The 22,735-nt window shown below is 43.7% G+C and carries 25 protein-coding genes and 1 riboswitch; of the genes, 13 read left to right on the top strand and 12 right to left on the bottom strand.

From position 1 onward, the window contains the following. Positions 1–27: 27 nt before the first annotated feature. Both CU633_RS01240 and CU633_RS01235 read right to left on the bottom strand, forming a co-directional pair. Complete coding sequence (locus tag CU633_RS01240; RefSeq protein WP_101657900.1) at positions 28–1,197, bottom strand: aminotransferase; 1,170 nt, start codon at positions 1,195–1,197, stop codon at positions 28–30. Next, positions 1,197–1,697, bottom strand: coding sequence for an Lrp/AsnC family transcriptional regulator (locus tag CU633_RS01235; protein WP_101657925.1), 501 nt, complete (start codon positions 1,695–1,697; stop codon positions 1,197–1,199). Before CU633_RS01235 ends, CU633_RS01240 begins: the two co-directional genes overlap by 1 nt. Before the next feature lie 247 nt (positions 1,698–1,944). On the opposite strand from CU633_RS01235, the gene CU633_RS01230 reads away from it, so the two are divergent. Next, entirely contained in the window at positions 1,945–2,772 is an 828-nt protein-coding gene (locus CU633_RS01230; RefSeq protein ID WP_101657899.1) for an alpha/beta fold hydrolase, read from the top strand. Positions 2,773–2,834: 62 nt separating this feature from the next. Here CU633_RS01230 and CU633_RS01225 read toward each other — a convergent pair whose 3' ends face one another. After that, complete coding sequence (locus CU633_RS01225; RefSeq protein ID WP_101657898.1) at positions 2,835–3,095, bottom strand: DUF1871 family protein; 261 nt, start codon at positions 3,093–3,095, stop codon at positions 2,835–2,837. A gap of 84 nt (positions 3,096–3,179) precedes the next feature. On the opposite strand from CU633_RS01225, the gene CU633_RS01220 reads away from it, so the two are divergent. Continuing rightward, positions 3,180–4,346, top strand: a complete 1,167-nt coding sequence (locus tag CU633_RS01220; RefSeq protein WP_101657897.1) for a MalY/PatB family protein — start codon at positions 3,180–3,182, stop codon at positions 4,344–4,346. 46 nt (positions 4,347–4,392) lie between these two features. Here CU633_RS01220 and CU633_RS01215 read toward each other — a convergent pair whose 3' ends face one another. Both CU633_RS01215 and CU633_RS01210 read right to left on the bottom strand, forming a co-directional pair. Continuing rightward, positions 4,393–5,169 (bottom strand): TerC family protein, encoded by a 777-nt coding sequence (locus tag CU633_RS01215; RefSeq protein ID WP_101657896.1) that lies wholly within the window; start codon positions 5,167–5,169, stop codon positions 4,393–4,395. Positions 5,170–5,648: 479 nt separating this feature from the next. Continuing rightward, positions 5,649–5,855, bottom strand: coding sequence for a hypothetical protein (locus CU633_RS01210; RefSeq protein ID WP_101657895.1), 207 nt, complete (start codon positions 5,853–5,855; stop codon positions 5,649–5,651). A gap of 186 nt (positions 5,856–6,041) precedes the next feature. Between CU633_RS01210 and CU633_RS01205 the strand changes: the two genes are divergently transcribed. Continuing rightward, a complete protein-coding gene (locus CU633_RS01205; protein WP_101657894.1) occupies positions 6,042–6,419 on the top strand; it encodes a kinase-associated lipoprotein B in 378 nt (125 codons plus the stop codon). Between the two features lie 60 nt (positions 6,420–6,479). On the opposite strand, the gene kapD is transcribed toward CU633_RS01205, so the two are convergent. Further along, a complete protein-coding gene (gene kapD, locus CU633_RS01200) occupies positions 6,480–7,100 on the bottom strand; it encodes a 3'-5' exonuclease KapD (RefSeq protein ID WP_101657893.1) in 621 nt (206 codons plus the stop codon). A 247-nt stretch (positions 7,101–7,347) separates the two neighbouring features. On the opposite strand from kapD, the gene CU633_RS01195 reads away from it, so the two are divergent. Together CU633_RS01195 and CU633_RS01190 are read left to right on the top strand one after the other, a co-directional pair. Beyond that, positions 7,348–8,556, top strand: a complete 1,209-nt coding sequence (locus CU633_RS01195) for an MFS transporter (protein ID WP_257958373.1) — start codon at positions 7,348–7,350, stop codon at positions 8,554–8,556. Positions 8,557–8,658: 102 nt separating this feature from the next. Next, on the top strand, positions 8,659–10,509 hold the full coding sequence (locus CU633_RS01190) for a transglycosylase domain-containing protein (RefSeq protein WP_101657892.1): 1,851 nt from the start codon (positions 8,659–8,661) through the stop codon (positions 10,507–10,509). A gap of 45 nt (positions 10,510–10,554) precedes the next feature. Here the strand turns inward: CU633_RS01190 and CU633_RS01185 are convergent, their stop codons facing one another. Together CU633_RS01185 and CU633_RS01180 are read right to left on the bottom strand one after the other, a co-directional pair. Next, positions 10,555–11,133 (bottom strand): YufK family protein, encoded by a 579-nt coding sequence (locus CU633_RS01185; RefSeq protein WP_257958367.1) that lies wholly within the window; start codon positions 11,131–11,133, stop codon positions 10,555–10,557. A 208-nt stretch (positions 11,134–11,341) separates the two neighbouring features. Then, positions 11,342–11,560: a hypothetical protein gene (locus CU633_RS01180; RefSeq protein ID WP_101657890.1), complete on the bottom strand. Its 219-nt coding sequence runs from the start codon at positions 11,558–11,560 to the stop codon at positions 11,342–11,344. Positions 11,561–11,886: 326 nt separating this feature from the next. Here CU633_RS01180 and CU633_RS01175 point away from each other — a divergent pair, with 326 nt between their 5' ends. The 8 genes from CU633_RS01175 (at position 11,887) to sfnG (ending at position 19,139) form a co-directional block, all read left to right on the top strand. Then, entirely contained in the window at positions 11,887–14,277 is a 2,391-nt protein-coding gene (locus CU633_RS01175; RefSeq protein ID WP_101657889.1) for a Na+/H+ antiporter subunit A, read from the top strand. Further along, positions 14,274–14,696 (top strand): Na(+)/H(+) antiporter subunit B, encoded by a 423-nt coding sequence (locus tag CU633_RS01170; RefSeq protein WP_101657888.1) that lies wholly within the window; start codon positions 14,274–14,276, stop codon positions 14,694–14,696. The genes CU633_RS01175 and CU633_RS01170 overlap by 4 nt, the downstream gene beginning before the upstream one ends. Further along, positions 14,696–15,037 carry a Na(+)/H(+) antiporter subunit C gene (locus tag CU633_RS01165; RefSeq protein ID WP_101657887.1) on the top strand — a complete coding sequence of 114 codons (342 nt, stop codon included), beginning with the start codon at positions 14,696–14,698 and terminating at the stop codon, positions 15,035–15,037. The genes CU633_RS01170 and CU633_RS01165 overlap by 1 nt, the downstream gene beginning before the upstream one ends. Then, positions 15,030–16,511 (top strand): Na+/H+ antiporter subunit D, encoded by a 1,482-nt coding sequence (locus CU633_RS01160; protein WP_101657886.1) that lies wholly within the window; start codon positions 15,030–15,032, stop codon positions 16,509–16,511. The genes CU633_RS01165 and CU633_RS01160 overlap by 8 nt, the downstream gene beginning before the upstream one ends. Before the next feature lie 6 nt (positions 16,512–16,517). Then, the gene (locus tag CU633_RS01155) at positions 16,518–16,994 is read left to right on the top strand and encodes a Na+/H+ antiporter subunit E (RefSeq protein WP_101657885.1); all 477 of its coding nucleotides are present in this window, start codon (positions 16,518–16,520) and stop codon (positions 16,992–16,994) included. A 14-nt stretch (positions 16,995–17,008) separates the two neighbouring features. After that, positions 17,009–17,278, top strand: coding sequence for a Na(+)/H(+) antiporter subunit F1 (locus CU633_RS01150; protein WP_374703334.1), 270 nt, complete (start codon positions 17,009–17,011; stop codon positions 17,276–17,278). Next, on the top strand, positions 17,262–17,636 hold the full coding sequence (gene mnhG / locus CU633_RS01145; protein ID WP_101657923.1) for a monovalent cation/H(+) antiporter subunit G: 375 nt from the start codon (positions 17,262–17,264) through the stop codon (positions 17,634–17,636). The genes CU633_RS01150 and mnhG overlap by 17 nt, the downstream gene beginning before the upstream one ends. A 116-nt stretch (positions 17,637–17,752) precedes the next feature. Beyond that, positions 17,753–17,860: riboswitch (SAM riboswitch) on the top strand. Between the two features lie 181 nt (positions 17,861–18,041). After that, on the top strand, positions 18,042–19,139 hold the full coding sequence (sfnG, locus tag CU633_RS01140) for a dimethylsulfone monooxygenase SfnG (RefSeq protein ID WP_101657883.1): 1,098 nt from the start codon (positions 18,042–18,044) through the stop codon (positions 19,137–19,139). A gap of 79 nt (positions 19,140–19,218) precedes the next feature. Here the strand turns inward: sfnG and CU633_RS01135 are convergent, their stop codons facing one another. The 4 genes from CU633_RS01135 to CU633_RS01120 all read right to left on the bottom strand — a co-directional run bounded on the left by CU633_RS01135 (position 19,219) and on the right by CU633_RS01120 (position 22,558). Further along, positions 19,219–19,602, bottom strand: coding sequence for a hotdog fold thioesterase (locus CU633_RS01135; protein ID WP_101657882.1), 384 nt, complete (start codon positions 19,600–19,602; stop codon positions 19,219–19,221). A 32-nt stretch (positions 19,603–19,634) separates the two neighbouring features. Next, on the bottom strand, positions 19,635–20,237 hold the full coding sequence (locus CU633_RS01130; RefSeq protein WP_101657881.1) for a DedA family protein: 603 nt from the start codon (positions 20,235–20,237) through the stop codon (positions 19,635–19,637). A 422-nt stretch (positions 20,238–20,659) separates the two neighbouring features. Beyond that, positions 20,660–20,869 carry a hypothetical protein gene (locus CU633_RS01125; RefSeq protein WP_101657880.1) on the bottom strand — a complete coding sequence of 70 codons (210 nt, stop codon included), beginning with the start codon at positions 20,867–20,869 and terminating at the stop codon, positions 20,660–20,662. A gap of 186 nt (positions 20,870–21,055) precedes the next feature. Next, positions 21,056–22,558, bottom strand: coding sequence for a leucyl aminopeptidase (locus CU633_RS01120; protein ID WP_101657879.1), 1,503 nt, complete (start codon positions 22,556–22,558; stop codon positions 21,056–21,058). Positions 22,559–22,735: the final 177 nt, after the last annotated feature.

Raw genomic sequence — 22,735 nt, 5'->3', positions numbered from 1 at the left:
GGTTAAGCCTCTTTTTTTTGCTTAAACTTAACAAATCGAGCTGACAAAGCGATTGATTCGTTTCAGTGCTTCCTGGAGCTGTTCCATTGAAGAAGCATATGAGCAGCGCACATGTCCTTCCCCACTTTCCCCGAACACATTGCCCGGAACGACAGCAACCTTTTCCATTAGCAGCAGCTGCTCTGCGAATTGCTCTGAAGAAAGCCCCGTTCTTTCTATTGATGGAAAAGCATAGAATGCTCCGCCTGGAACATGGCAGTCAAGGCCGATTTCCGTTAAGGAGTGGACAAAGTAATTGCGCCTGCGCCGGTAGCTTTTACGCATTTCTTCAACATCTCCGCTGCCATTTCTTAATGCTTCGATTGCCGCATGCTGCGCCATCGTTGGAGCGCACATCATCGCATATTGATGGATTTTCAGCATCGCCGCACATATTTCTTCAGGGGCACAGACAAATCCGAGCCGCCAGCCTGTCATCGCAAACCCCTTTGAAAAGCCGGATACAACGATCGTCCGTTCCTGCATGCGACTGATGGCAGCCATCGAAACATATTTTTCATCATAAACAAGCTCAGCATAAATTTCATCGGACAAAACTAGCAAATCATGCTTCTCCGCAAAAGCAGCAATCCCTTCAAGCTCACTTGGACTTAACAAGGTTCCCGTCGGGTTATTTGGGGAGCATAGCATGATGACTTTCGTTCTTTCCGTGACCGCCTCTTCCAGCTGGGAAGGCAGGATTTTAAAATCATTTTCCTTCAATGATTGGACATGGACAGGCACTCCTCCAGCCATTGTCACCAGCGGCGCATAGGAAACAAAACACGGTTCAATGACGATCGCTTCATCACCGGGATCGAGCACCGCCCGCAGCCCAATATCAAGAGCCTGGCTTGCTCCGACTGTCACAATAATTTCTGAACCGGGAGCATAGCGAACTCCAAATTGGTTCTCCATGTAAAAACTAATCTCTTCGCGAAGTTCCAATAACCCGGCATTGGCTGTATAGGAAGTATAGCCTTGTTCAAGAGAAAGAATCGCTGCTTCTCTTACAGACCATGAGGTAACAAAATCCGGCTCCCCGACCCCGAGTGAAATGACTCCTTCCATTCCGGCGGCAAGATCAAAAAAGCGGCGGATTCCAGAAGGCTTCAACTGTCCGACGGTTTTCGATACAAATGCAGTCTTTTGCTTCATCAAGGCGACACCACAATCCGCTTATCTTCATCTTGTTGTTCAAATACCGTGCCATCATGTTTATATTTCTTCAATATAAAGTGCGTCGTCGTCGAAATGACGGATTCCAAAGTTGACAGCTTTTCCGATACAAATCCGGCTACTTCATTCATCGACCTGCCTTCGACAATCACGGACAGATCATAGGCCCCGGACATTAAATAAACCGATTTCACCTCTTTAAAGCGGTAAATCCTCTCGGCTACCCCGTCAAATCCGACTCCCCGCTTCGGCGTTACCTTTACATCAATCATCGCTGTTACACCTTCATGGCCCTGCACTTTCGACCAGTCGATGACGGACGCATAGCGGACAATAACCTTCGCTTCTTCTAATTTAGCAAGAAGTTCTTCTGCTTTCCCTTCTTTCAAACCAACCATTTTTTCAAGGTCAGCAACCGGCGTTCTCGCATCCTTTTCCAATATTTCGACAATCTCCAATTCCTTATCGGTTAAATGCATCGAAACCATCCCTCAATTCTGCTTTATAAAATATGTTCATTATAGCAAAATTTCCATTCAAAAATAGCTTCCTTTTATTTATTTTTTAAAAATAAACTATGTATTTATTTTTTGTAAAAACAATACTCTCCAGATGATGTTTTTAAATTACTACTGTAATTATTTTAGAAAATGATAATCTTTTATGTGTATAGTGGAAAAGCTAAGGGAAATTAACGGTAAAAAGATTTCCAAGGAGAAGATCAAAATGGTACCAACTGCTGCAGCGGAAACAAAAAGAATTAACGGAAATGACGTTTATTATGAGTATTACCGAAATCCACAGTCTTGCGAAACCGTCGTGTTGCTGCACGGGTTTCTCTCTTCGAGTTTCAGCTTTCGCAGGTTAGTCCCGCTGCTGAAGAATGATTACAGCGTAATCTCCATAGATTTCCCCCCGTTTGGAAAAAGCGGCAAGTCGCGCAACTTTCATTACTCGTATCAAAATATCGCTCTGACGATCGTCGGCCTGCTGGAGTCGCTTAATATTGATAAATTCAACATTATTGGCCACTCGATGGGCGGGCAAATCACGTTAAATATGCTGCACTTCCGCCCGGGTCTTGCGGAAAAAGCGGTTTTGCTATGCAGCTCCGGATATCTCAGCCCTTCAAAAATGCCGCTTATATTTTCCAGCTATCTTCCGTTTTTCCATGTATTTGTGAAGCGGCGCCTTGAAAAATCGGGACTGAGAAACAATTTGGAGAATGTCGTCCATAACCGATCGCTGATTGATGAGGAAATGGAGAACGGATATCTCCAGCCTTTCCTGGACGAAAATATTTTCAAAGCTTTAACGAGAATGATCCGCGACCGGGAAGGTGATTTAACATCCAATGTTCTCAGGCAAATTGAGACCCCGTGTCTTTTGATCTGGGGTGAGCATGACAAGGTTGTTCCGCTCCGCGTCGGCAGGAAATTGCATAAAGATTTACAGCATTCCAAGCTGATCGTCTTAAAAGATACCGGGCATCTTGTTCCCGAAGAAAGACCCGCCGAGGTTTATCATCATATTAAGAAGTTTCTTACGGGTTGAAGATTCTCGTTTTGCATGCAAAAATGCTGGCCGGCGTTCGATCCGGTCAGCCTTTTACGCAACTAAATTGAGCAGGATCCCCGGCCCTTAATTTCCAGCAATTCGGCTGCAATTTTTTTGCAGTCGTTGAGCGGAATGATTTGTTCAAAGGAAAACTCGTATATGCCCTGAATTTTTCTGGCAAGCTTATTGGCATCATCTTCATCATGAACGGCCTGGACTACATCGGCAATCTCCGTCTCATATCCGCCCTCACCGCAATGAAAAGGATCCCAGCTGTTTAAAGCGTCAACAAGCTGTAAATTTATTTGTTGGGTTTGCATTTGATCACCTATTATTTTCACTTTTTATGTTGATATCTTATCATATTAGTATCAGCGGATAAATATTGAATGGAGAGTGACAAGATGGCAGGCTATAATTTTCATGAAAAAATCGATCGGGCTAATACCGCTTCTGTAAAATGGGGAATGACCAAGGAAGTTTTCGGTGCGGATGATCTTTTGCCAATGTGGGTAGCCGATATGGATTTCCGCCCGCCCGAAGAGGTCCAGGAAGCGCTGGCAGGAAGAATTGAACATGGTATTTACGGCTACACCTATGTGCCGCCTTCTGTTTCGGAAGCGATCCAAAGCTGGCTCGACAAACGGCACGATTGGAAAATAAACCGGTCGTGGCTGTTATATGCATCCGGAGTTGTTCCGGCAATCAGCACGGCGATTCAAGCCTTTACGGTTCCCGGTGATAAAGTGATGCTTCAGTCACCTGTATACTATCCTTTTTTTGAAATGGTCGAAAAAAATGAGCGCATCGTCGTCAACTCTCCGCTTGAGCTGACAAGCTCGCAATACGAGATCAATTTTACTGATTTTGAGGCATGCTTAAAACAGGGAGTGAAGTTATTCCTGTTATGCAGCCCGCACAACCCGGGTGGACGGGTTTGGAATGAAGATGAACTAAAAGAGATCGGCAGACTATGTGCCAAATACGGCTGCCTCATTCTTTCCGATGAAATTCATTCCGATTTGGTTTTCTCACCGCACCGCCATATTCCGATTGCATCCTTTGAGCCATTCAGCAGCCATGTCATCACTTGCATCGCCCCTTCAAAAACGTTTAATTTAGCGGGACTGCAAGCAGCGGCCATTATCATCAAGAACGAAAAACTGAGACAGCAATTTAAAGAAGCCCAGCAGCGCCAGGGGTTTTTCTCTTTAAACACGTTTGGGACCCTTGCGATGGAAGCCGCTTTTCGCCACGGGGAGCCATGGCTTAATAGTTTGCTTGACTATTTGCGGGAAAATGTTGAAATCGCCAAAAAGTATTTCCAGGAACGCCTGCCCCGGTTTCGATTAATCGAGCCGCAGGCTACATACCTGTTATGGATTGATTGCCGTTCTCTCGGATTAACAGATGAACAATTACGGGAGCGGCTTTTGGAAAAGGGCAAACTTGCCCTTGACCCGGGCACGAAGTTTCGCCAGGGCGGGGAAGGATTCGTCCGGATGAACATCGGCTGCCAACGTGATGTTCTGATCGAAGGATTAGAGCGTTTTAGTAAAGCTTTTGCATAAATTCAAAAACCCAAAGGCCAGTGCGCCTTTGGGTTTTAACTATGCTTTATAAGCTTCTTTCACTGGCCTGGACTTGCTTATCCTTTGATAAAAACCAGCCTCCAAGCGCAATTAAGATTAAGACAACGTAAAAGCTGATTTTCCATTCGGAAGATTTCGCGAAAGCTTCGGGTAGAACAGCGAGTGCCGGATGGGACAGAGTGTAAACGGCAAGCTTCACCCCGACCCAGCCCACGATCATAAATGCAGCGATTTCGAGGCCTGGCCTGCGCTGCAACAGTGTCACAAAATAGTTGGCCGCAAAGCGCATGATGATTAAACCGATTAAACCACCGGCAAAAATGACAAGGAATTTCCCGCCGTCAAGTCCTCCAATGTGTGGGAGTGGCGTGTCCGGAAGCGTCACAGCCAGCGCCACAGCGGCTAAAATCGAATCAACCGCAAATGCAATGTCTGCCAATTCAACTTTAAAAACAGTCGCCCAGAAGCCAGACCCCTTCTTTTCTTCCTTTTTCACTTCAGCCCCGTCCTTATGTTTGACGAATTTACGGACAATATGGTTAATGGCGATAAAGAGAAGGTAAAGAGCTCCAATGGCCTGTACTTGCCAAACGTCGACAAGGAACGAGATGATAAACAACGATCCGAAACGGAAAATAAAAGCGCCAAAGAGACCATAAAAGAGAGCTTTTTTTCGTTCCTCCTCAGGAAGGTGTTTCACCATAATAGCCAAAACCAATGCATTATCAGCAGCCAGCAGTCCTTCGAGCGCAACAAGGACAAGCAAAACCCAGCCATATTCCAGTAAAATTGATACATCCATAAACGAATTCCTCCTTGAATTTTATTAATTGCAGACAATAAAGTTTCACCGGCCTGGCAGATACAAAATCGCAAACTCTTATGCGAGTTTAATAGCGGGATGAACCTATACTCTATTACCCTATACCGTGAAAACAAAGCATTGTTTGCGATCGCAAGCAGTGAAAAAAGGCCTTTACTCATGTAAAGGCCCCGAAACATATAAAAAGACCTTTACACACGTCTGTAAAGGTCTTGCTAACAACGGTAAGGTTGCCAATAAAGCCGGAGATATGTATCCCGAAATGACGACTTTATTGTCCAGCTACTCCCCTTTTAATAAGGAATATTGAATTAATATTAATATAACGGAAACTGCTCTTAAAAGTCAATTCTTTTTTATTTATATGATATTAGAAACTCAACTTCCTCAGGTGAGCTATCCTTTATGCTTAGCTACTTTCGTCTTGTTTTTGGGGAATTAACAGAAGAATAGCCCTGTTAATGTTCTTCTTTTCGTTGGTTTTGCCCGGTTATTCTTTTTTCAAGCTCCTCCGTTTTGCGGGCTTCCCGTTTGGAGACGATGATGATGAATCTCATCGTTAAAATTGCCGCAATCAAAAAGATCACAAGCGTAATAACCGACGGGATATATTCAGATTTATCTTCGGGAAAATATAAAAAGAGGGAAAGCACATACCATAGCATCGTTTGTTTCTTCCTTTCTGCCGGAGCTGGGTTTACAATAGGCTCCGGGTCTTTTTTACAAAGTGCGGCAGGAAACTCCTGTTTGACCGTTCCGAATATTGCAAACTCTGGATTCAGGTTTTTATGATAACATATTATTAGGCCAATAACACTTTTAGAGATTAAAATCAAAGGAGGAGTGCAGTCATGGAATTACAAATAGGCGATAAGGTAACCGTCCATTATAAGTCGGGAAAATATGCAGGGGAGATTACGGATGTTCGGCCAGCGCATTACTTGGTGAGAGTCCTTGCTGTTTTAAAGCACCCGAAGCAGGGAGATTTACATAGCCCGAACGAAGTGGAAGGAGTCTTTTTCCACGAAAGACGTGCGCTCGCCTACCGGGAACAAGCAAACATTACGAAGCAAATGGTCAAGCCTTTTTCCGATGACATGCCCGACTATGATGAGTCGTTGCGGGCGGCAATCCTGAAAATGAAGGAGGAGCTGGCCAATGACAGCTCCAAATGGGCCGAACTGAGTTTAAAAAATCTTGAATCATTAGAACAAGATTACTTTAATTAAACAATGCCGCAAGTTGAATAACTAAAAAGCCAAATCTCCAATGAAAAGGGATTTGGCTTTTTAGGCAAACTTATTTAATAGCTTGGAAAAATCAACGCGGTCACCAATCGTCACAGGAGTCGGCTTCTGCAAATATTGCTTATCCTTTTCGACTAAACGGAAAATGCTGTAGGTGGTCATGGCATCATCTAAAGCGCGATGGTGCTTGCCAGTCCCTTCCTTTCCATATTCCTGGACCGCCTTCCATAAACCCGTCTGGTTTTGGTCTCCAAAGAATTGTTTATATTCCATCGATAAGTCGATTTCCTTGCCGGAAAAAGGAAGTTGCAACCCTGCCTTTGCACAGTTTTGCCGTAGCACCCTCATATCCATATTTCCCCACGTGACAATCTCGCTTGAAGCTCCCCGATCCAATTGTTCCAATTTTTTAATCAATTCATAAAAAGAAATTCCCTGATTAACTTGTTCCTGCGAAATATGTAGAAACGATTTGCAGCGGTCTGTTAATTTGGGGAAACGCAAAGGGATAACAAATGAAGAAAATTGCTCGCAAATATTATCTTCTTCGACGCTGACGATACCCACTTCGATAATTTCCGGGTAAAACCCTGTTAACTTCCCTTTTCGGTCTGGCATTGTGAACTCAAAATCAATAAATAAATACCGGTGCTTCTCCTTCACTTATTCACCTGCTTTCCCCTTGTGAATCAACCAATTCCGTGAATAAAAACTTCCTTACAGCGATTGTTTTAACCATTATATCATGTTCAATTTTAAATTTTTAAATTTTCTGCATTATTTATCCCTATTTTTTCATTGCAGACTTTCCATTTTAGGTTTTTTTTTATAAAATTAATATTTAGATAGTCGAAATAAATTTTCACTCGTTGATTAGTTTGGGAAAAACTCGAACAAGAAGGTGTTTACGATTCAGTTACAGCAAAGAAACTTGATGATTATGTGGTTTGCCAATTTTTTAGTCGCAGCAAGTGCAACGATGATTTTGCCGTTTTTATCTTTATACATTGAGACGATGGGAACGTTTAGCGATGATTATGTACAACGCTGGTCCGGATTCGTCTTTGGCGTTACATTTTTAGCTGCTTTTTTCATTTCGCCATTATGGGGAAGATTTGGCGACAAGCACGGCTACAAGCCAATTCTTGTTATTACAGGCTTTGGCATTGCTACATGTATCTTTTTAATGGGCCTGGTTCATTCTGTACATGGATTATTTATACTGCGGCTTGCGATGGGGGCTGTCACTGGATTTATCCCGACATCGCTTGCACTGATTTCATCGCAAACGAGAAAGGAAGTTGCCGGGAAAACGTTGGGAACCCTGCAAATGGGAACAGTATCAGGAAGCTTATTGGGTCCTCTGATCGGAGGAATTATGGCCGATATCTTCGGGTTTCAATATACTTTTTTGATCACCTCGGTTGTAATCGCTCTGGCAACGGGTTTAGTTACAGTCGGCATAAAGGAGAAACGGCAGCAAATAGCAGCGATGCGCAGCAAAACTTTTTCACGGAAGGACGTCGTCAGCCTTATTTTTCATAACCGGATATTGCTGACCATTATGATATTGTCTTTGCTTGTCAACACAGCCAATTTTAGTATCCAGCCATTGCTTGCCCTGTACGTCAATGAATTAAACCATTCCAGCAATATCGCTTTTCTGGCCGGGCTGGCATTTTCGGCAACCGGCTTTGGAAACCTGCTTTTTACCCGGGGCTGGGGGAAGCTCGGTGATTCAGCAGGGCATGACCGGGTGTTGATGATCCTGCTCAGCCTCTCAGCCCTGCTGTTTATTCCGCAGGGACTTGTTGAGTCATTATGGCAGCTTATCCTGTTTAGATTTCTATTTGGCGTGGTAATTGGCGGGGTGATTCCGTGCATCACCGCCTACATCCGCCAGATGGCACCGCTTGCGATGCAAGGAGAAATCCTTGGCTACAATGTTTCGTTTCAATTTATGGGAAACGTAATAGGGCCGGCAATGGGGGGGTTGGTCTCCGGATTATTTGACATTTCCACCGTCTTTTTTGTAACAAGTGCTTTATTCCTCGCTGCTTTTGGCTTATTATGGTGGAGTGTCAGAAAATCGGGAGAGCTGGCCCAGTCCTCTACCTGAGATTAATAGTTTATAAGAAAAGTGCCGGGGCTGATCATTACTTTGAAAATGAGCTTTCATTGCGGCATACATATTCTTATACAGAAGGAACGGGATAACAATTTGCGGACTTTCAGCGGTTATTTGATCATTTTGATTCTTTTCCCTTTATTAGTTGGTACGGTATTTTATGCTACACAAGAAGCAAAGAAGGCAAAAAGCCTGGACACAATCTTGGAAGATATCCAAGTGGAACAAACAAATCTAAAGCAAACCAGCCTGATCCTGGACGGAAATGGCGGCATCGCAGCCGAGCTTTACAAGCAAGAGAACCGGATTTTTTTGCCGTCTGAACAGATCCCGCCCTTTCTAAAAGATATCTTTATTGTCAGTGAAGACCAAAATTTTTATGAACATCCAGGGTTTGATTTAACTGCAATTGGCCGGGCTTTGACCGTCAATATTAAAGCAGACGGGATCGAGCAGGGCGGGAGCACGATTACCCAGCAGGTAGCGCGAAACCTATATTTAAGCCATGATAAAACGTATAACCGCAAGCTCAGCGAGATGTTATATGCATACCAACTCGAACGGACCTTCTCAAAAGATCAAATACTGGAGCTATATATAAACGCTATTTATTTTCAAAACGGGGCATACGGAATTGAAGCAGCTGCAGAATTGTATTTCAATAAAAACACTGCCCAGCTGACAAAGGGCGAGTTAGCTTTTCTGGCGGCCATCCCGAACAACCCCTCCTTTTACGATCCCATTGAACATTTTGACCGGACAAAACAGCGCCAGGAAAGGCTGATTGACCAGCTTGGGCAAAGCGGACTTATCGGCGGGCCGGAGGCGGAGCAAATAAAAGGGGAGCCGATCGTTCTCCATATAAAAAAGCGCGCCGACCAATTTCCTGACTATACTGCCTATGTAGAAGATGAGTTGCATAGACTTGTCGCCCACCAGGACGGATACGAAGCCCGATTTGCCAACGCATCTGAACAAGAAAAGGCAATGATCGGCGAGGAGCTGGCCGCAAAAGTGGACGATCTGCTGTCTTCCGGTATTATGATCCACACTGCGCTGGACCCTGGAATCCAGGAGAAAACGGTACGGGCAGTCGAGAATCATTTGGGGAATGTCGATGCCCAGGGGGCAGCAGCGGTGGTCCGCCATTACAACACGGAAATTATCGCTTTATCCGGCGGCAAAAATTATCAAAAATATGATTTTCACCGCGCCTATCAAGCATATCGGCAGCCAGGGTCCGCCATCAAGCCGCTGCTCGTCTACGCCCCATACTTTGAAAGAACAAAAGCTTCAGCTGCGGAAAAAGTCGATGCAGGCCGATACTGCAACAAAAACTATTGCCCGGAAAACTACGATGGGGCCACCTATGGGCGGGTCCCAATCGAACAGGCTTTTATCCATTCCTATAATACTCCGGCAGTCAGGCTGCTTGAGAAAATCGGCATTAACGAGGGCTTTGCCGATATTAGTCATTTTCATTTTCAAAAAGTAGTCAGCGAAGACCACGTGTTGCCCGCCGCTGTTGGCGGTTTTACGTATGGGATGACACCGCTCGAATTAACGGGCGCTTATACTGTTTTCCCGAATGGCGGCCAATATCGGACCCCGAGAGCGATTCGAAAGGTGACCGACCGAAACGGACAAATCCTTTATGCATGGAATGACCAGCCCGTACAGATTTGGAGTGAACAAACCAGCCAAACGGTTGATCAGCTTTTACAAAAAACGGTGTCCTCCGGGACCGCACGCAAAGCCTTCCTTCCAAACCGGAGAGCAGGAGGGAAGACCGGAACAACCAATAATTTTAAAGATCTTTGGTTTGTCGGCTATACGGACGATTTAACCGCCGGTGTTTGGGTTGGCAAGGACCAGCCGAAAAGCATTGAATCACTGCAAAACAAGGCGCCACAGCTGATGATCTGGCGGGATATTGTGAATTAAATGATGGCATTATGAAAAAGGCGGAGGGCTAATCCCTTCCGCCTTTTAAACTGGCAAACTTGCCATTACACTGTTATAAATTTTAATAGATAAGTAGAAAACACCTGTCAGGAGTGATGCCCAAACAACAACCTGAAAGAAAATAATTCCAATGATCCCGGCAACAGAGAGGTCCTGGCTTATTTTATGTACAAAATAAATAAAATAAATGACTGTCGTAAGCAGCAGGATTGCACCGATCCCGATAAAGCTGTACATGCTGGCAATTGATAATGCACTGCCGGCAAAATAAATAACCGAACCGCTGCGAATCTTTTTCAAGCTGTCCCCCTCAGAATCCTTTGAAAAAAACAGCAGGGATAATCCGTTGATTGTATCAGCTACCAATTTTAACGCAGCAAACACCATAAAAAAAACGACCACCAATAAAACCAGCAGGGAAAGCTTTATTCCCCCTTCCGAAAAGAATTCGAGCATCCCTTTATAAATACCAATATTCTTTAAAAAATCGAGCAGCCATAACTCGGCACGGATCGCAAGAGCAAGGCTGAACAAAATAATCGACATAAGCGGGAAATAGCTTGTTAAGTAAGTATTCTTCATATGTTGGTCTCCCGGTTTCATTTCCTTTAACAAGACCTATTATGATTGAAATCCCGGCTTTGCACAACCTTTAATCAAACAATATGCGCTTTATGAAAACATATAAAGGGAGCTGGTTCTTTTGATCCAGCTCCTGGTATGATACTGTTTATAATTTGCGTGTCCAGTCTTTTTGAACACTGTATTTAAGAGTCACTCAATACACATTATTAATGACTCGCTGCGGCTTCTACGAGGCCCGGACTCTTACATATTCCCTTGGACCAAACGTTTTTTGAACTTCAAATTTTTCGTTTACTCCACCCTGATCATGAATTGGGATGATCTCGATATGTTCTTCATCCCCGGTTGGAACATAAGATTGCCTTTTTGTTTGTTGATTTAAAAACCACGCACTTGAGAACATTAGCAAAAAGACAAAAAGGCAAACAATCGCTTTTTTCAACATGTTGCACACCACCTTGTATTAGTGTGCATACGTTACCAAAGTATTATTCATAAAAAAATTTTTTCTGAAAACAACGGGTTTTTACATATTTAATAATGAGGTCCAAACTCTGTTCCAATCTAGCGCTTTTGCATGCATGCCGTTTTGATTTAGGTTATAATTTGTTCTAAAGATCGAAATGAGGGATTTTTACATTTACTGTGTCTCAAAGGATGTATTGCATGGAGGATTATATTTCAGTAATTGGAAATAGTGATAAAGAACTTAAATCCATTCATGTTTCACAGAGACAAGCTCATTGGAATTTCGATTAAGGGGGTTATGTTTTGTCATTGCTTCATCTTGCTATTTTATCACCGCTATTGCTGGCGATAGCCATACCTTTATTACATAAGTACTTTCGGCAAATCCATACCGGCTGGTTTGTACTGCCTCTGCCTATCGTTCTCTTCACTTATTTTTTACAGTACATATCTCTGACACGAGATGGCTCCTCCATTATCAAGACGATTGCATGGATTCCATCACTCGACATCAATTTTTCGGCAAAAATAGACGGGCTTGGTTTGCTGTTTGCCCTGTTAATTACCGGGATTGGCTCCCTCGTCGTTCTTTATTCGATCTACTATTTATCAAAGGATAAAGAAAAACTTAATACTTTTTATGTGTATATGCTATTGTTTATGGGAGCGATGCTCGGGGTAGTTCTATCGGACAATCTGATCGTTCTGTATACGTTTTGGGAGCTGACAAGCTTTTCTTCCTTTTTGCTGATCGGCTACTGGTACCATCGGGAAGAATCACGTTATGGTGCACAAAAGTCAATGCTTATCACGGTATTCGGCGGTCTCGCCATGCTTGGCGGTTTCCTTCTGCTTTATATAATGACTGGAACTTTTAGCATTACGGAAATGATCGGCCGGTCCGGGGAGATCTTTACTCATTCATTATTTGTGCCTGCACTGTTATGTATCCTTTTAGGGGCGTTTACAAAATCGGCACAATTCCCCTTCCACATTTGGCTTCCTGATGCAATGGAAGCACCTACTCCTGTCAGCGCTTACCTTCATTCAGCGACGATGGTTAAGGCCGGTATTTATGTTGTTGCGAGGTTCTCGCCAATATTCGCTGAACACAGCCTATGGTTATGGCTTGTCGCAGGTGTTGGAATCGTGACATTGTTCTGGGGGTCTTTTTCTGCGGTAAAGCAGACGGATTTAAAAGCGATTCTTGCTTTTTCTACAGTCAGCCAGCTCGGCATGATCATGTCGCTGCTGGGCGTCGGAGCTGCAGCTATCCATTTTGAAGAGCTGGATAACAGCTACTTTACGGTTGCTGTAACAGCTGCTGTGTTCCATCTTATCAATCATGCTACCTTTAAAGGCAGCCTTTTCATGGTTGTCGGAATTATCGACCACGAAACAGGAACACGCGATATACGAAGACTTGGCGGATTAATCAATCTGATGCCTATCTCATTTACACTGGCGCTGGTCGGAGCATTTTCAATGGCCGGATTGCCGCCGTTTAATGGGTTTTTAAGTAAAGAAATGTTCTTCACCGGCATGCTCAGGGTTATGGAGATGAATATCTTTAAGCTTGATACATGGAGTGCGCTGTTTCCGATTATCGCCTGGATCGGCAGCATTTTCACTTTTGTTTACAGCATGATCATCGTATTTAAAACGTTTGCCGGAAAGTACCAGCCTGAGAAACTTGATCGTAAGCCACATGAAGCACCATTGGGGATGCTGATTCCGCCTTTGGTTCTCGCTTCTCTTGTCATTATTTTCGGGGTACTCCCAAATATCCTGTCAGAGACACTGATTGCGCCAGCGATGACATCCATATTGCCGGGCCTTGCCTTTGATGTGCGCATTTCTTTTTGGCATGGACCTACGCCGGAATTGTTCATGACATTGGGAGTCGTCATACTGGGGACCATTCTTTATCTCACTCTGGCAAAATGGCAAAGCGTCTACGGCTTGCTTCCGGACAAGCTTGCTTTAAACAGGTTATATGACAAGGGACTGGAAAAAGCCCAATACGGCTCCTTCCGGTTAACAAGTACATATATGAACGGGTATATTCGCACATATTTAGTCTATATTTTCGCTTTCTTCACCATCGTGGTCGGGACGACACTGTTTGTAAAGAATGCGTTCGCTATAGACGCCTCAGATGTATCTCCTATCCGGTTTTATGAAGCAATTTTGGTCCTGGTCGTCGCTATTTCAGCGGTGTCGATTCTTTTCGCTAAATCGCGGCTGACATCAATCATTGTACTTGGGGCTATTGGATATACGGTTTCCTTGCTGTTTGTTGTTTTCCGTGCACCTGACCTTGCTTTAACTCAACTTGTTATTGAAACCGTCTCTGTTTCATTGTTCCTGCTTTGCTTCTACCATTTGCCTGAAATAAGCCGGACTGAAGAACGGATTCGCTTTAAATTGACGAACGCCGTTATATCAATTGGAGTCGGAGCCATTGTCACGATGATTGCTTTATCCGCACATAGCACTAAGCTGTTTGAGTCAATTGCCGAATACTATGTTGAAAACACATATGAGGAAGCTGCCGGAAAGAATATGGTTAACGTAATTCTTGTTGATTTCCGAGGCTTTGATACGATGTTTGAAATAACGGTGCTGGGCATTGCCGCACTAGGTATTTTTACAATGATTAAGCTTCGGCTGGCAAGGAGGAAAGAGGGATGAAAACAAATGACATTATTTTACAGACTGTTACAAAAATAACCGTTTTCGTTATTATTCTTTTTTCTATCCATTTGTTTTTCGCCGGCCATTATTATCCAGGTGGCGGATTTGTCGGCGGATTAATGACTTCCGGTGCGATCGTCTTATTGCTGCTGGCGTTTGACATGAAAACGGTAGCCAATGTATTGCCGATTGATTATAAGCATCTAATCGGCCTTGGCTTGTTGTTTGCTGTTGGTACTGGATTAGGTGGTCTTTTGTTTGATGTCCCATTCCTGACTCATGCATTTACCAGTGTGAATTTGCCGCTGTTAGGCGAAACTTCACTCCATACAGCCGTTTTATTTGATACTGGTGTGTTTCTTGTTGTTATCGGTGTAACAATGACCATTATTCAAACGATAGGGGAGGATGAATAATGGAGATTTTAATGGCTTTTGTTATCGGAATTTTGTTTATGTCTGCCACTTACTTAATGCTGTCAAAAAGCTTGCTCCGCATCATCATCGGGACAGGATTATTGAGCCATGGTGCCCACCTTTTGCTTTTAACAATGGGAGGTCTTAAGCGGGGGGCTCCACCATTATTGGGTGAACATGCTGAAACTTATACTGACCCAATTCCACAGGCTCTCATCTTAACAGCGATTGTGATCAGCTTTGGAGTTACCGCGTTTTTCCTTGTCTTGGCTTACAGGGCTTACCAAGAGCTGGGGACGGATAATATGGAGCGTTTGAGAGGTACCGAAAGACATGAATAATTTGATTATAATGCCGATATTGATCCCTTTAATATCAGGGGTCCTGCTGATCTTTTTCAGCAAAAACATCCAAATCCAGCGATGGGGTGCCGCCCTGTCCTCATTTATTACAATGATTGTCTCGGTCATGCTGGTTCAACAAGTCAAAACCGAAGGCATCCAAACGATGGATGTAAGCAATTGGGAAGCCCCGTTCGGAATCACGCTTGTTTCCGATATGCTTTCCGCTATGCTTGTATTAACGACCAGCATTATAGCGTTTACTTGTATCATCTACTCATTCCGCTCGATTGGAGAAGACAGAGAAAGGTTTTATTATTATCCGGTCGTTTTATTTTTAATCGTCGGTGTCAATGGGGCGTTTACGACCGGTGATATATTTAACCTGTTTGTATTCTTTGAAGTCCTGCTGATGGCATCTTACGTATTAATTGTCCATGGCGGCACAAAGATACAGCTTCGTGAATCGATCAAATATATTCTCGTGAATGTTATTTCTTCCGCATTGTTTGTTATTACTGTCGGTTTTCTGTACTCCGTTGTCGGCACGCTGAACATGGCTCATATTTCAGAGCGCATCAACGCAGCGAACCAGTCCGGAATTCTCACCGTGATTGCCATATTATTTTTAATTGTTTTCGGATTAAAAGGCGCCATTTTCCCGCTTTATTTTTGGCTCCCCGGATCCTATTATGCTCCGCCGTCAGCGATCACGGCGCTGTTTGGCGCATTGCTCACAAAAGTCGGCGTCTACTCGATCATGCGCACATATACATTGTTTTTCAATCATGACGCAGGTTACACACACCAAATTTTAAGTGTTTTGGCGATTTTGACGATCATCTTCGGAGTAATTGGCGCGATTGCCTTTTGGGATGTCAATAAGATCATTATTTACAATATTATCGTTGCTGTCGGGATCATTTTGTTTGGCGTATCAGTGATGACGCCGACTACTTTAGCGGGTTCAATTTTTTATCTGATGCACGATATGATTATCAAAGCAGCCCTTTTTTTCCTCGCAGGTGTTATGATTGCCATAACTGGGACCAGCAACTTACGCGGCTTTAGCGGATTGATCAAACGGTATCCCGGTCTTGGCTGGAGTTTTTTCCTTGCTTCCCTTGCGCTCGCCGGGATTCCACCACTAAGCGGTTTTGCCGGAAAACTGTTAATTGTCCAAGGGGGATTTGAAGGAGAGCGATTTTGGGGTGCGGCCATTGTCCTTATGTCAAGCCTGCTTATGCTGTTTTCCGTAATGAAAGTATTTATTCATGGTTTTTGGGGAAATCCGCGGACGTTTGAAGGTGAGGATAAAGTGCCCGTCGGAGCCCTGATGGTTGCTCCATTCGTATTGGTGGGATTATCTGTTTTATATGGAATCGGCACAGAGGTTTTGATGCCTTACATTATCAAGGCTGCAGAAACATTATCCGATCCGTCCATTTACATTGAAGCTGTATTGAAGGAGTAATGGACTATGGCATTTCAAATTTTATTAAACTTTCTATTAGCGTTCACATGGATGTTTATCACCGTGTCTTTTGACGTGGTCACATTTTTTGTTGGTTATCTCTTCGGGCTCTTGATTATTTTTGCCTTCAGGCGGTTTTTCAACTCCCGTTTTTATTTACACCGGGTGAACGCAGTGATTGCTCTGTTGCTTATTTTTTTAAAAGAGCTTGTGTTATCCAACATCGCGGTTTTAAAGGTCGTCTTAAGGCCAAAGCTCGACATGAAGCCGGGGATTTTTGCATTGCCTACCGTACTCGAAAAGGATTGGGAAATCACTGTGCTGGCCAATCTGATCACATTAACGCCCGGAACGCTCGTTGTTGATGTTTCGCCAGACAACAAAATTCTTTATGTCCATGCAATGGATATTGACGATGTTGAAGACGCAATCAGCAGTATTAAGAACACGTTCGAAAAGGCAATCATGGAGGTGAGCCGCTAGTGTTTAATGTCGTGATGCAGTTGTCGCTCCTATTTATTTCACTGTCAATGCTCGGGCTCATATATCGGCTCATTAAAGGACCAAGTGTTCCTGACCGGGTTGTCGCACTTGACGCGATCGGCATTAATCTCGTTGCGATTATCGCGATTGTATCGATTATCCTCAGGACAAGTGCATTTCTCGAAGTCATTTTGTTAATTGGGATTCTTGCCTTTATTGGAACCGTTGCCTTTTCAAAATATCTTGAAAAGGGGGTCATTATTGAAAGTGATCGAGATCTTTAGATTTATAAGCGGAGCGTTCATTCTTATTGGGGCATTTTTAAGCCTGGTAGCAGCTTTTGGGGTGGTCCGCCTGCCGGATGTTTATACCCGGAACCATGCCGCTTCCAAAAGCGCCACTCTCGGGGTAATGTCCATCCTGCTTGGAACCTTTATTTATTTTTATATCGAACAAGACCACTTCAATTCGAGAATCATCCTTGGGATTGTGTTTATTTTTATAACGTCTCCGGTCGCCGGACATCTGATCAGCCGAGCTGCTTACAATTCTGGAGTTAAACTGTGGGAGAAAAGCGTTCAGGATGATTTAAAGGAAGCAGTCTGGAGACGCGAAAGCCGTGTGAGGCAAAGAGATCATTAAAGCCCCCTGGCCTCTAATATAGGTTCAGTCTGTTTGAATTGATTAAAAATTCGAAAAAGGTTGACGAATTAGTGCGCAGTGTTTATGATGTTCATTATAAGTTAATATTTCTATTCTTCTTATCAAGAGAGGTGGAGGGACTGACCCTGCGAAGCCTCGGCAACCAGCATTCATTTGCCCGGTGCCAAATTCAGAGGAAACATCATTATTTCCGAAGATGAGAAGGCGGATCGTTGAATGTATTCATCCACACCCCTTCTCTCTTCCTGAGTGAGGGGGTTTTTGATTTTCCGTAAGAAATGTGCAAATTTTTAATAAAAAAAGAGTAAATCAATTATGTAAGCCGCGTGCACCAAACTAAACAAGACAAGGTGAAATCTACTTAAAAAAGGAGACGATTACTTTATGGGAAATCTGCAATTTGCATACTGGGTACCAAATGTCAGCGGCGGGCTTGTTGTGTCCAAACAGCCTCAAAGAACAGGATGGAATTTTGAATCAAATAAAAAATATGCGCAAATTGCGGAACAATCCGGTTATGACTACGCATTGCTGCAAACACGCTTTTTTGCAAGCTATGGAGCAGAAAACCAGCTGGAGGCAATCACGCTTGCTTCTGCACTCGCCTCAGTCACAGATAAGTTAAAATTGATTTCTGCTGTTCATCCGGGCTTATGGCACCCTGGTGTATACGCAAAAATGCTGGCTACTCTGGATCAAATAAGCAATGGACGCGCCGCCGTCAATGTTGTCAGCGGATGGTTCAAGCAGGAATTCATCGGATATGGAGAGCCATGGCTTGAACATGATGAACGATACCGGAGGGCTGAAGAGTTTATTCAAGTGTTAAGATCGCTGTGGACAGAAGAAACAACCACTTTTAAAGGAGACTTTTACCGCATAAATGAAGCTCCTCTCAAACCGAAACCGGTTCAGGGAGCAGAACTGCCAATATTCCAGGGTGGGAATTCTTTGGCGGCCAAGAAAATGGCGGCCCGCGTTTCTGATTATTACTTTATGAACGGAAATACACTTGAAGGCTTTAAAAGCCAAATAGATGAAGTAAAAAAGCTTGCTGAAAAAGAAGGGCGGAGCTTAAAGTTTGCGGTTAACGGCTTCGCTATCGTCAGGGATACTGAGGAAGAGGCAGTTCAATTATTAAGGGATATTGTCGCAAACGCTGATGTTGAAGCAGTTAACGGCTTTAAAGAAGCGGTTAAAGAGGCTGGGCAATCGACGAGAGATAAACAGGGAATGTGGGCGAATTCCACGTTCGAGGATCTTGTTCAATATAATGATGGATTTAAGACGGGTTTAATCGGTACAGCCGAACAGGTCGCTGATCGAATCATTGAGTTAAAGAAAATTGGCATAGATCTCGTTTTAACCGGGCATTTTCACTACGAAGAAGATTTGCAGCGTTTTGGTGAAGAAGTCATTCCTCTCGTCAAGGAAAAAGAACAGCTATTGCACAAAGACGAGCCTGCCGTATCATTTTCGTAATTATGTCTTTGGCTAAGCCTTTGTTGATTGATCGAAGAAGGGTGCTTCATTGTTCCCTTCTTCGTAAACGTTGATAATGTTATTTTCTTTGCAGCACTGCCATTGTACATCTTGAGACACAGATCAGCTTTTCTTGTTCATCCACAATTTTAATATCCCACACCATCGTCGTTTTTCCATGATGCAGCACAGTCGCTCTTGCTGTAACAACCCCATCCGTTTTACCGCGGACATGATTGGCGTTAATCTCAAGTCCTGCAACCGCTTCTGTTTCTTTGTCAACCAACTCATACGCACCTATACTGGCAACCGTCTCCGCAAGGGCCACAGAAGCTCCGCCATGGAGCAGGCCAAAAGGCTGTCTCGTTCTTTCATCGACTGGCATTGTCGCTGTTACCTTCCCCTTTTCGAGTTCAATGATCTCAATCCCGAGTGTGCTGATCAAAGTATTTTCAATGTTCAAACCAATTCCCCTCCAGACGCGCTATTTTGAAACTAACTTGCCTGCATCTTTTCCCTTCGCTTTTTTCTATACATTTTAAACGATACATATATGGCTGCACATACCCCCAAAATCAACAACAGTTCTTTCCCATATTGCATAATCGTGTCAATCTCCTCGCCGAACATGTATCCTAAAGTGAACATGATCAACAGCCATACGAAAGCGCCTGAATATGCGAATAGCGCAAACGATTTATAAGGCAGCCGGCTTGAGCCATACAGAAAGGGGACGAAGTTTCTGACACCGGGCAGAAAATAGCTGAATGATAGAGAGAATGCATGATATTTTTCTATTAAATACAATGATTTTTCGATCGACTTGGAGAACTTCTTCTTTTTTGCGAACATGCGGAGCAGCGGCCTTCCAAGAAAATGCCCGAGCGCATAAATCGTTGTTAATGCCGTCAGAATCCCAATGTAAACAACAAAAAAGGTCAAAATTGGATTCAGAACACCTTGGGATGTTGCCAGGCCTACGGTCATGACGATTACCTCGTTTGGAACCGGCATTCCAAAAATGCCTAACCACAGCCACAGGAAAAGCCCTGAGTAACCGCCCTCTTCAATAATATTCAGTATAAACTCCAGATCCACTCGCATTCCCTCCCCTCGCAATTCCCTTTGGGGCATGCGGGCTTCTAGCACTCTCTATCTTGTACTAATCATTTCGATGTGTTGCTGATGTTTTCATTTATTAATAATCACATAGCGGTTATCGTTAAAAACACACACCCGTTAAAAATATGCCTGTGTTATTATATTAAGCTTTTTGTTTCAATCTGTCATACTTCTGCCGACTGATGATCATACGGACTTCAGATCAATGTTAAAAACAGCGAGGCTTTTGTTTTTTGCTCAGAAAAAAGCTACTCTGGCAAAAAGAAAATGTAAGCCTGATACACCAACGGTTATAGAATGTTGTGGTAATATTCTTTTTGCGATCTGCTCGAATACCACTCCACATTGACACAAAAAAAACAGCTCTTTCGCACCAAAGAGCTGTCTGCTTGCATTACTTAATACGGATAACCGCCATATCCACCATAGCCGTAACCATAGCCATACGGAGGATATGGATATGGAGGATAATAAGGATATGGGTAGTACGGACGCGGATATAATAAAGCGCTGCCGACAAGGCCGCCTAATAGCCCACCGAGAAATGGCCCGCCAAAGAAGAACCTTCTTCTTCCATATCCATAATACGGTTGTCTGTAATCATGCATTTGGGTACCTCCTTCTCCTGTAAAACTTGCTTACACTACTTCATATGCAAAATGCCCTTACATTGAGTGGGCGAATCCAGTATTTGCATGGGTTCTTTCCCTCTTGTCGAGTTTCACGCAAAATATTATATTCTTTTACGCCAATCAAAAACTCCGGAGGCTGGGGTTCCGGAGTTTAATCTACTCTTATTTTATTTCAAAACGTTCGACAAGCAAGGCAAGTGTCCGCGCCATAACTCCTGTCGCACCGGCAGGGCCGAGATCGCTTTCCCTTTTCGTCGTTGCCGTACCTGCGATGTCAAGATGCACCCACGGTGTCTCTTCTGCAAACTCACCGACAAACGCTCCGCCCATAATTGCATGGCCTTCACGGCCCGGGGAATTGTTTAAATCGGCAATCTTGCTGCTTCTAACCCGTTCTTTATCATCTTCAAATAATGGCAGGCGCCAAATCCGTTCTCCCGCTTCTAATGAGGCTTCAAGCACCTGCTCAAAAAGCTTCTCATTATTCGTCAGCCCCCCGGTTGTCTCTGTTCCAAGGGCAATGATCACTCCGCCTGTTAGCGTTGCAACATCAACTAAATAATCAGCACCATGATGCTTTGCATAAGTAACCGCATCTGCAAGGACAAGCCTGCCTTCCGCATCGGTATTGAGGACCTCAATTGTTTTTCCGCTCATCGAGGTAATCACATCATCCGGTTTAAATGCCGCTCCACTAATCATATTATCGGTCGAAGCAATAACTGCAACGACGTTTTGCCCGGGTTTCAGTTCACCGATAATTTCCATTGCGCCAAGGACAGCTGCCGCGCCCCCCATATCCATTTTCATCCCGACAATGCCATCCTTCGGTTTAAGCGAATAACCACCCGTATCGAACGTTATTCCTTTACCTACAAGGCCAATAACATCCTTCCACTCTTCTTTTCCCTGATATTTAAGGACAATCATTTGGGGCGGTTCGGACGATCCCTGATTTACAGCTAATAACGCTCCCATCCCAAGCTTCTGCATCTCTTCTTTTCCCAGTATCTCTGCTTCAAAATCATATTTGGCGGCAAGCTCTCTTGCGTAGTTTGCCATATCTGTCGCCGTCAGCATATTGCCGGGCAGGTTGACGAGCGTACGGGCGGAGTTCGTTCCCTGACCGAATGCGGCGCCAACTGATAATGACGCGCGGATATCCTCTTCATCGGCCAATTCCGAATAGACGGAGATGCTTTCAATTTTCTTTTCCGGTTCATTCGACTTTTGCTTATAGCCTTCAAAACAGTATGTCGCCAAAGCGAAAGCTTCACTTAAAGCATGGGCCGCGTCCTGTCGGTCAACTTCCTCATTTATAAAAGAATCCAAATAAACAGCTGCTTCCTGATATTTTGCTGATTCGACAGCTTTAAATGCAGCACCGAAGGCTTTGCGGAGCAGTTCGAATGTAAAATCCTTTTCTTTGCCCAGACCTACGAAAAAAATGCGTTTTGCAGCTATTTTGCCAAAAGTATGTATTTTAGAGATTGCTTTTTTCTTTGCCGAAATGTCGCCGTTTTTTACAAGTTCAGCAAGCTGAGCTGCAAATTCATCATCGGCATCTGCGATGATTCCTTCAAGCTTGTCAGGTTTTTCAAAAATGCCAATCACCAGGCATTCATGCTCATTTGCAAAACTAAAGTCTTTTTTTATATGAAACATTCCAAACACCCCCAAAGTATAGGATTTATTATAACGAAAAAAAACAGATATTTCGAGTTTCTAATCATCTTCCAAGAACAAATAGAGTTTTGGAAGCTTCGGCAAAGAATCCGTTTGTGAAAAAGGAACACGATCGATATCTTTTGGTATAATAATCCTGTCACGAAAGTCTTGCAC

The sequence above is a fragment of the Bacillus sp. V3-13 genome, assembly GCF_002860165.1.
Taxonomy (GTDB): domain Bacteria; phylum Bacillota; class Bacilli; order Bacillales; family Cytobacillaceae; genus Bacillus_BJ.
Note: the sequence above shows the minus strand (reverse complement) of the source record. Positions and strands in the feature narration are given on the sequence as shown.

Excerpts from the sequence above, each read along its gene's own strand:
- CU633_RS01235 (WP_101657925.1), bottom strand. The coding sequence starts at position 1,697 with ATGCATTTAACCGATAAGGAATTGGAGATTGTCGAAATATTGGAAAAG.
- CU633_RS01225 (WP_101657898.1), bottom strand. The coding sequence starts at position 3,095 with ATGCAAACCCAACAAATAAATTTACAGCTTGTTGACGCTTTAAACAGC.
- CU633_RS01210 (WP_101657895.1), bottom strand. The coding sequence starts at position 5,855 with ATGCTATGGTATGTGCTTTCCCTCTTTTTATATTTTCCCGAAGATAAA.
- CU633_RS01240 (WP_101657900.1), bottom strand. The coding sequence starts at position 1,197 with ATGAAGCAAAAGACTGCATTTGTATCGAAAACCGTCGGACAGTTGAAG.
- CU633_RS01155 (WP_101657885.1), top strand. The coding sequence starts at position 16,518 with ATGGCATTTCAAATTTTATTAAACTTTCTATTAGCGTTCACATGGATG.
- CU633_RS01215 (WP_101657896.1), bottom strand. The coding sequence starts at position 5,169 with ATGGATGTATCAATTTTACTGGAATATGGCTGGGTTTTGCTTGTCCTT.
- CU633_RS01120 (WP_101657879.1), bottom strand. The coding sequence starts at position 22,558 with ATGTTTCATATAAAAAAAGACTTTAGTTTTGCAAATGAGCATGAATGC.
- CU633_RS01150 (WP_374703334.1), top strand. The coding sequence starts at position 17,009 with ATGCAGTTGTCGCTCCTATTTATTTCACTGTCAATGCTCGGGCTCATA.
- CU633_RS01205 (WP_101657894.1), top strand. The coding sequence starts at position 6,042 with ATGGAATTACAAATAGGCGATAAGGTAACCGTCCATTATAAGTCGGGA.
- CU633_RS01125 (WP_101657880.1), bottom strand. The coding sequence starts at position 20,869 with ATGCATGATTACAGACAACCGTATTATGGATATGGAAGAAGAAGGTTC.
- CU633_RS01185 (WP_257958367.1), bottom strand. The coding sequence starts at position 11,133 with ATGAAACCGGGAGACCAACATATGAAGAATACTTACTTAACAAGCTAT.
- CU633_RS01230 (WP_101657899.1), top strand. The coding sequence starts at position 1,945 with ATGGTACCAACTGCTGCAGCGGAAACAAAAAGAATTAACGGAAATGAC.
- CU633_RS01170 (WP_101657888.1), top strand. The coding sequence starts at position 14,274 with ATGAAAACAAATGACATTATTTTACAGACTGTTACAAAAATAACCGTT.
- sfnG (WP_101657883.1), top strand. The coding sequence starts at position 18,042 with ATGGGAAATCTGCAATTTGCATACTGGGTACCAAATGTCAGCGGCGGG.
- CU633_RS01220 (WP_101657897.1), top strand. The coding sequence starts at position 3,180 with ATGGCAGGCTATAATTTTCATGAAAAAATCGATCGGGCTAATACCGCT.
- CU633_RS01180 (WP_101657890.1), bottom strand. The coding sequence starts at position 11,560 with ATGTTGAAAAAAGCGATTGTTTGCCTTTTTGTCTTTTTGCTAATGTTC.
- CU633_RS01160 (WP_101657886.1), top strand. The coding sequence starts at position 15,030 with ATGAATAATTTGATTATAATGCCGATATTGATCCCTTTAATATCAGGG.
- CU633_RS01165 (WP_101657887.1), top strand. The coding sequence starts at position 14,696 with ATGGAGATTTTAATGGCTTTTGTTATCGGAATTTTGTTTATGTCTGCC.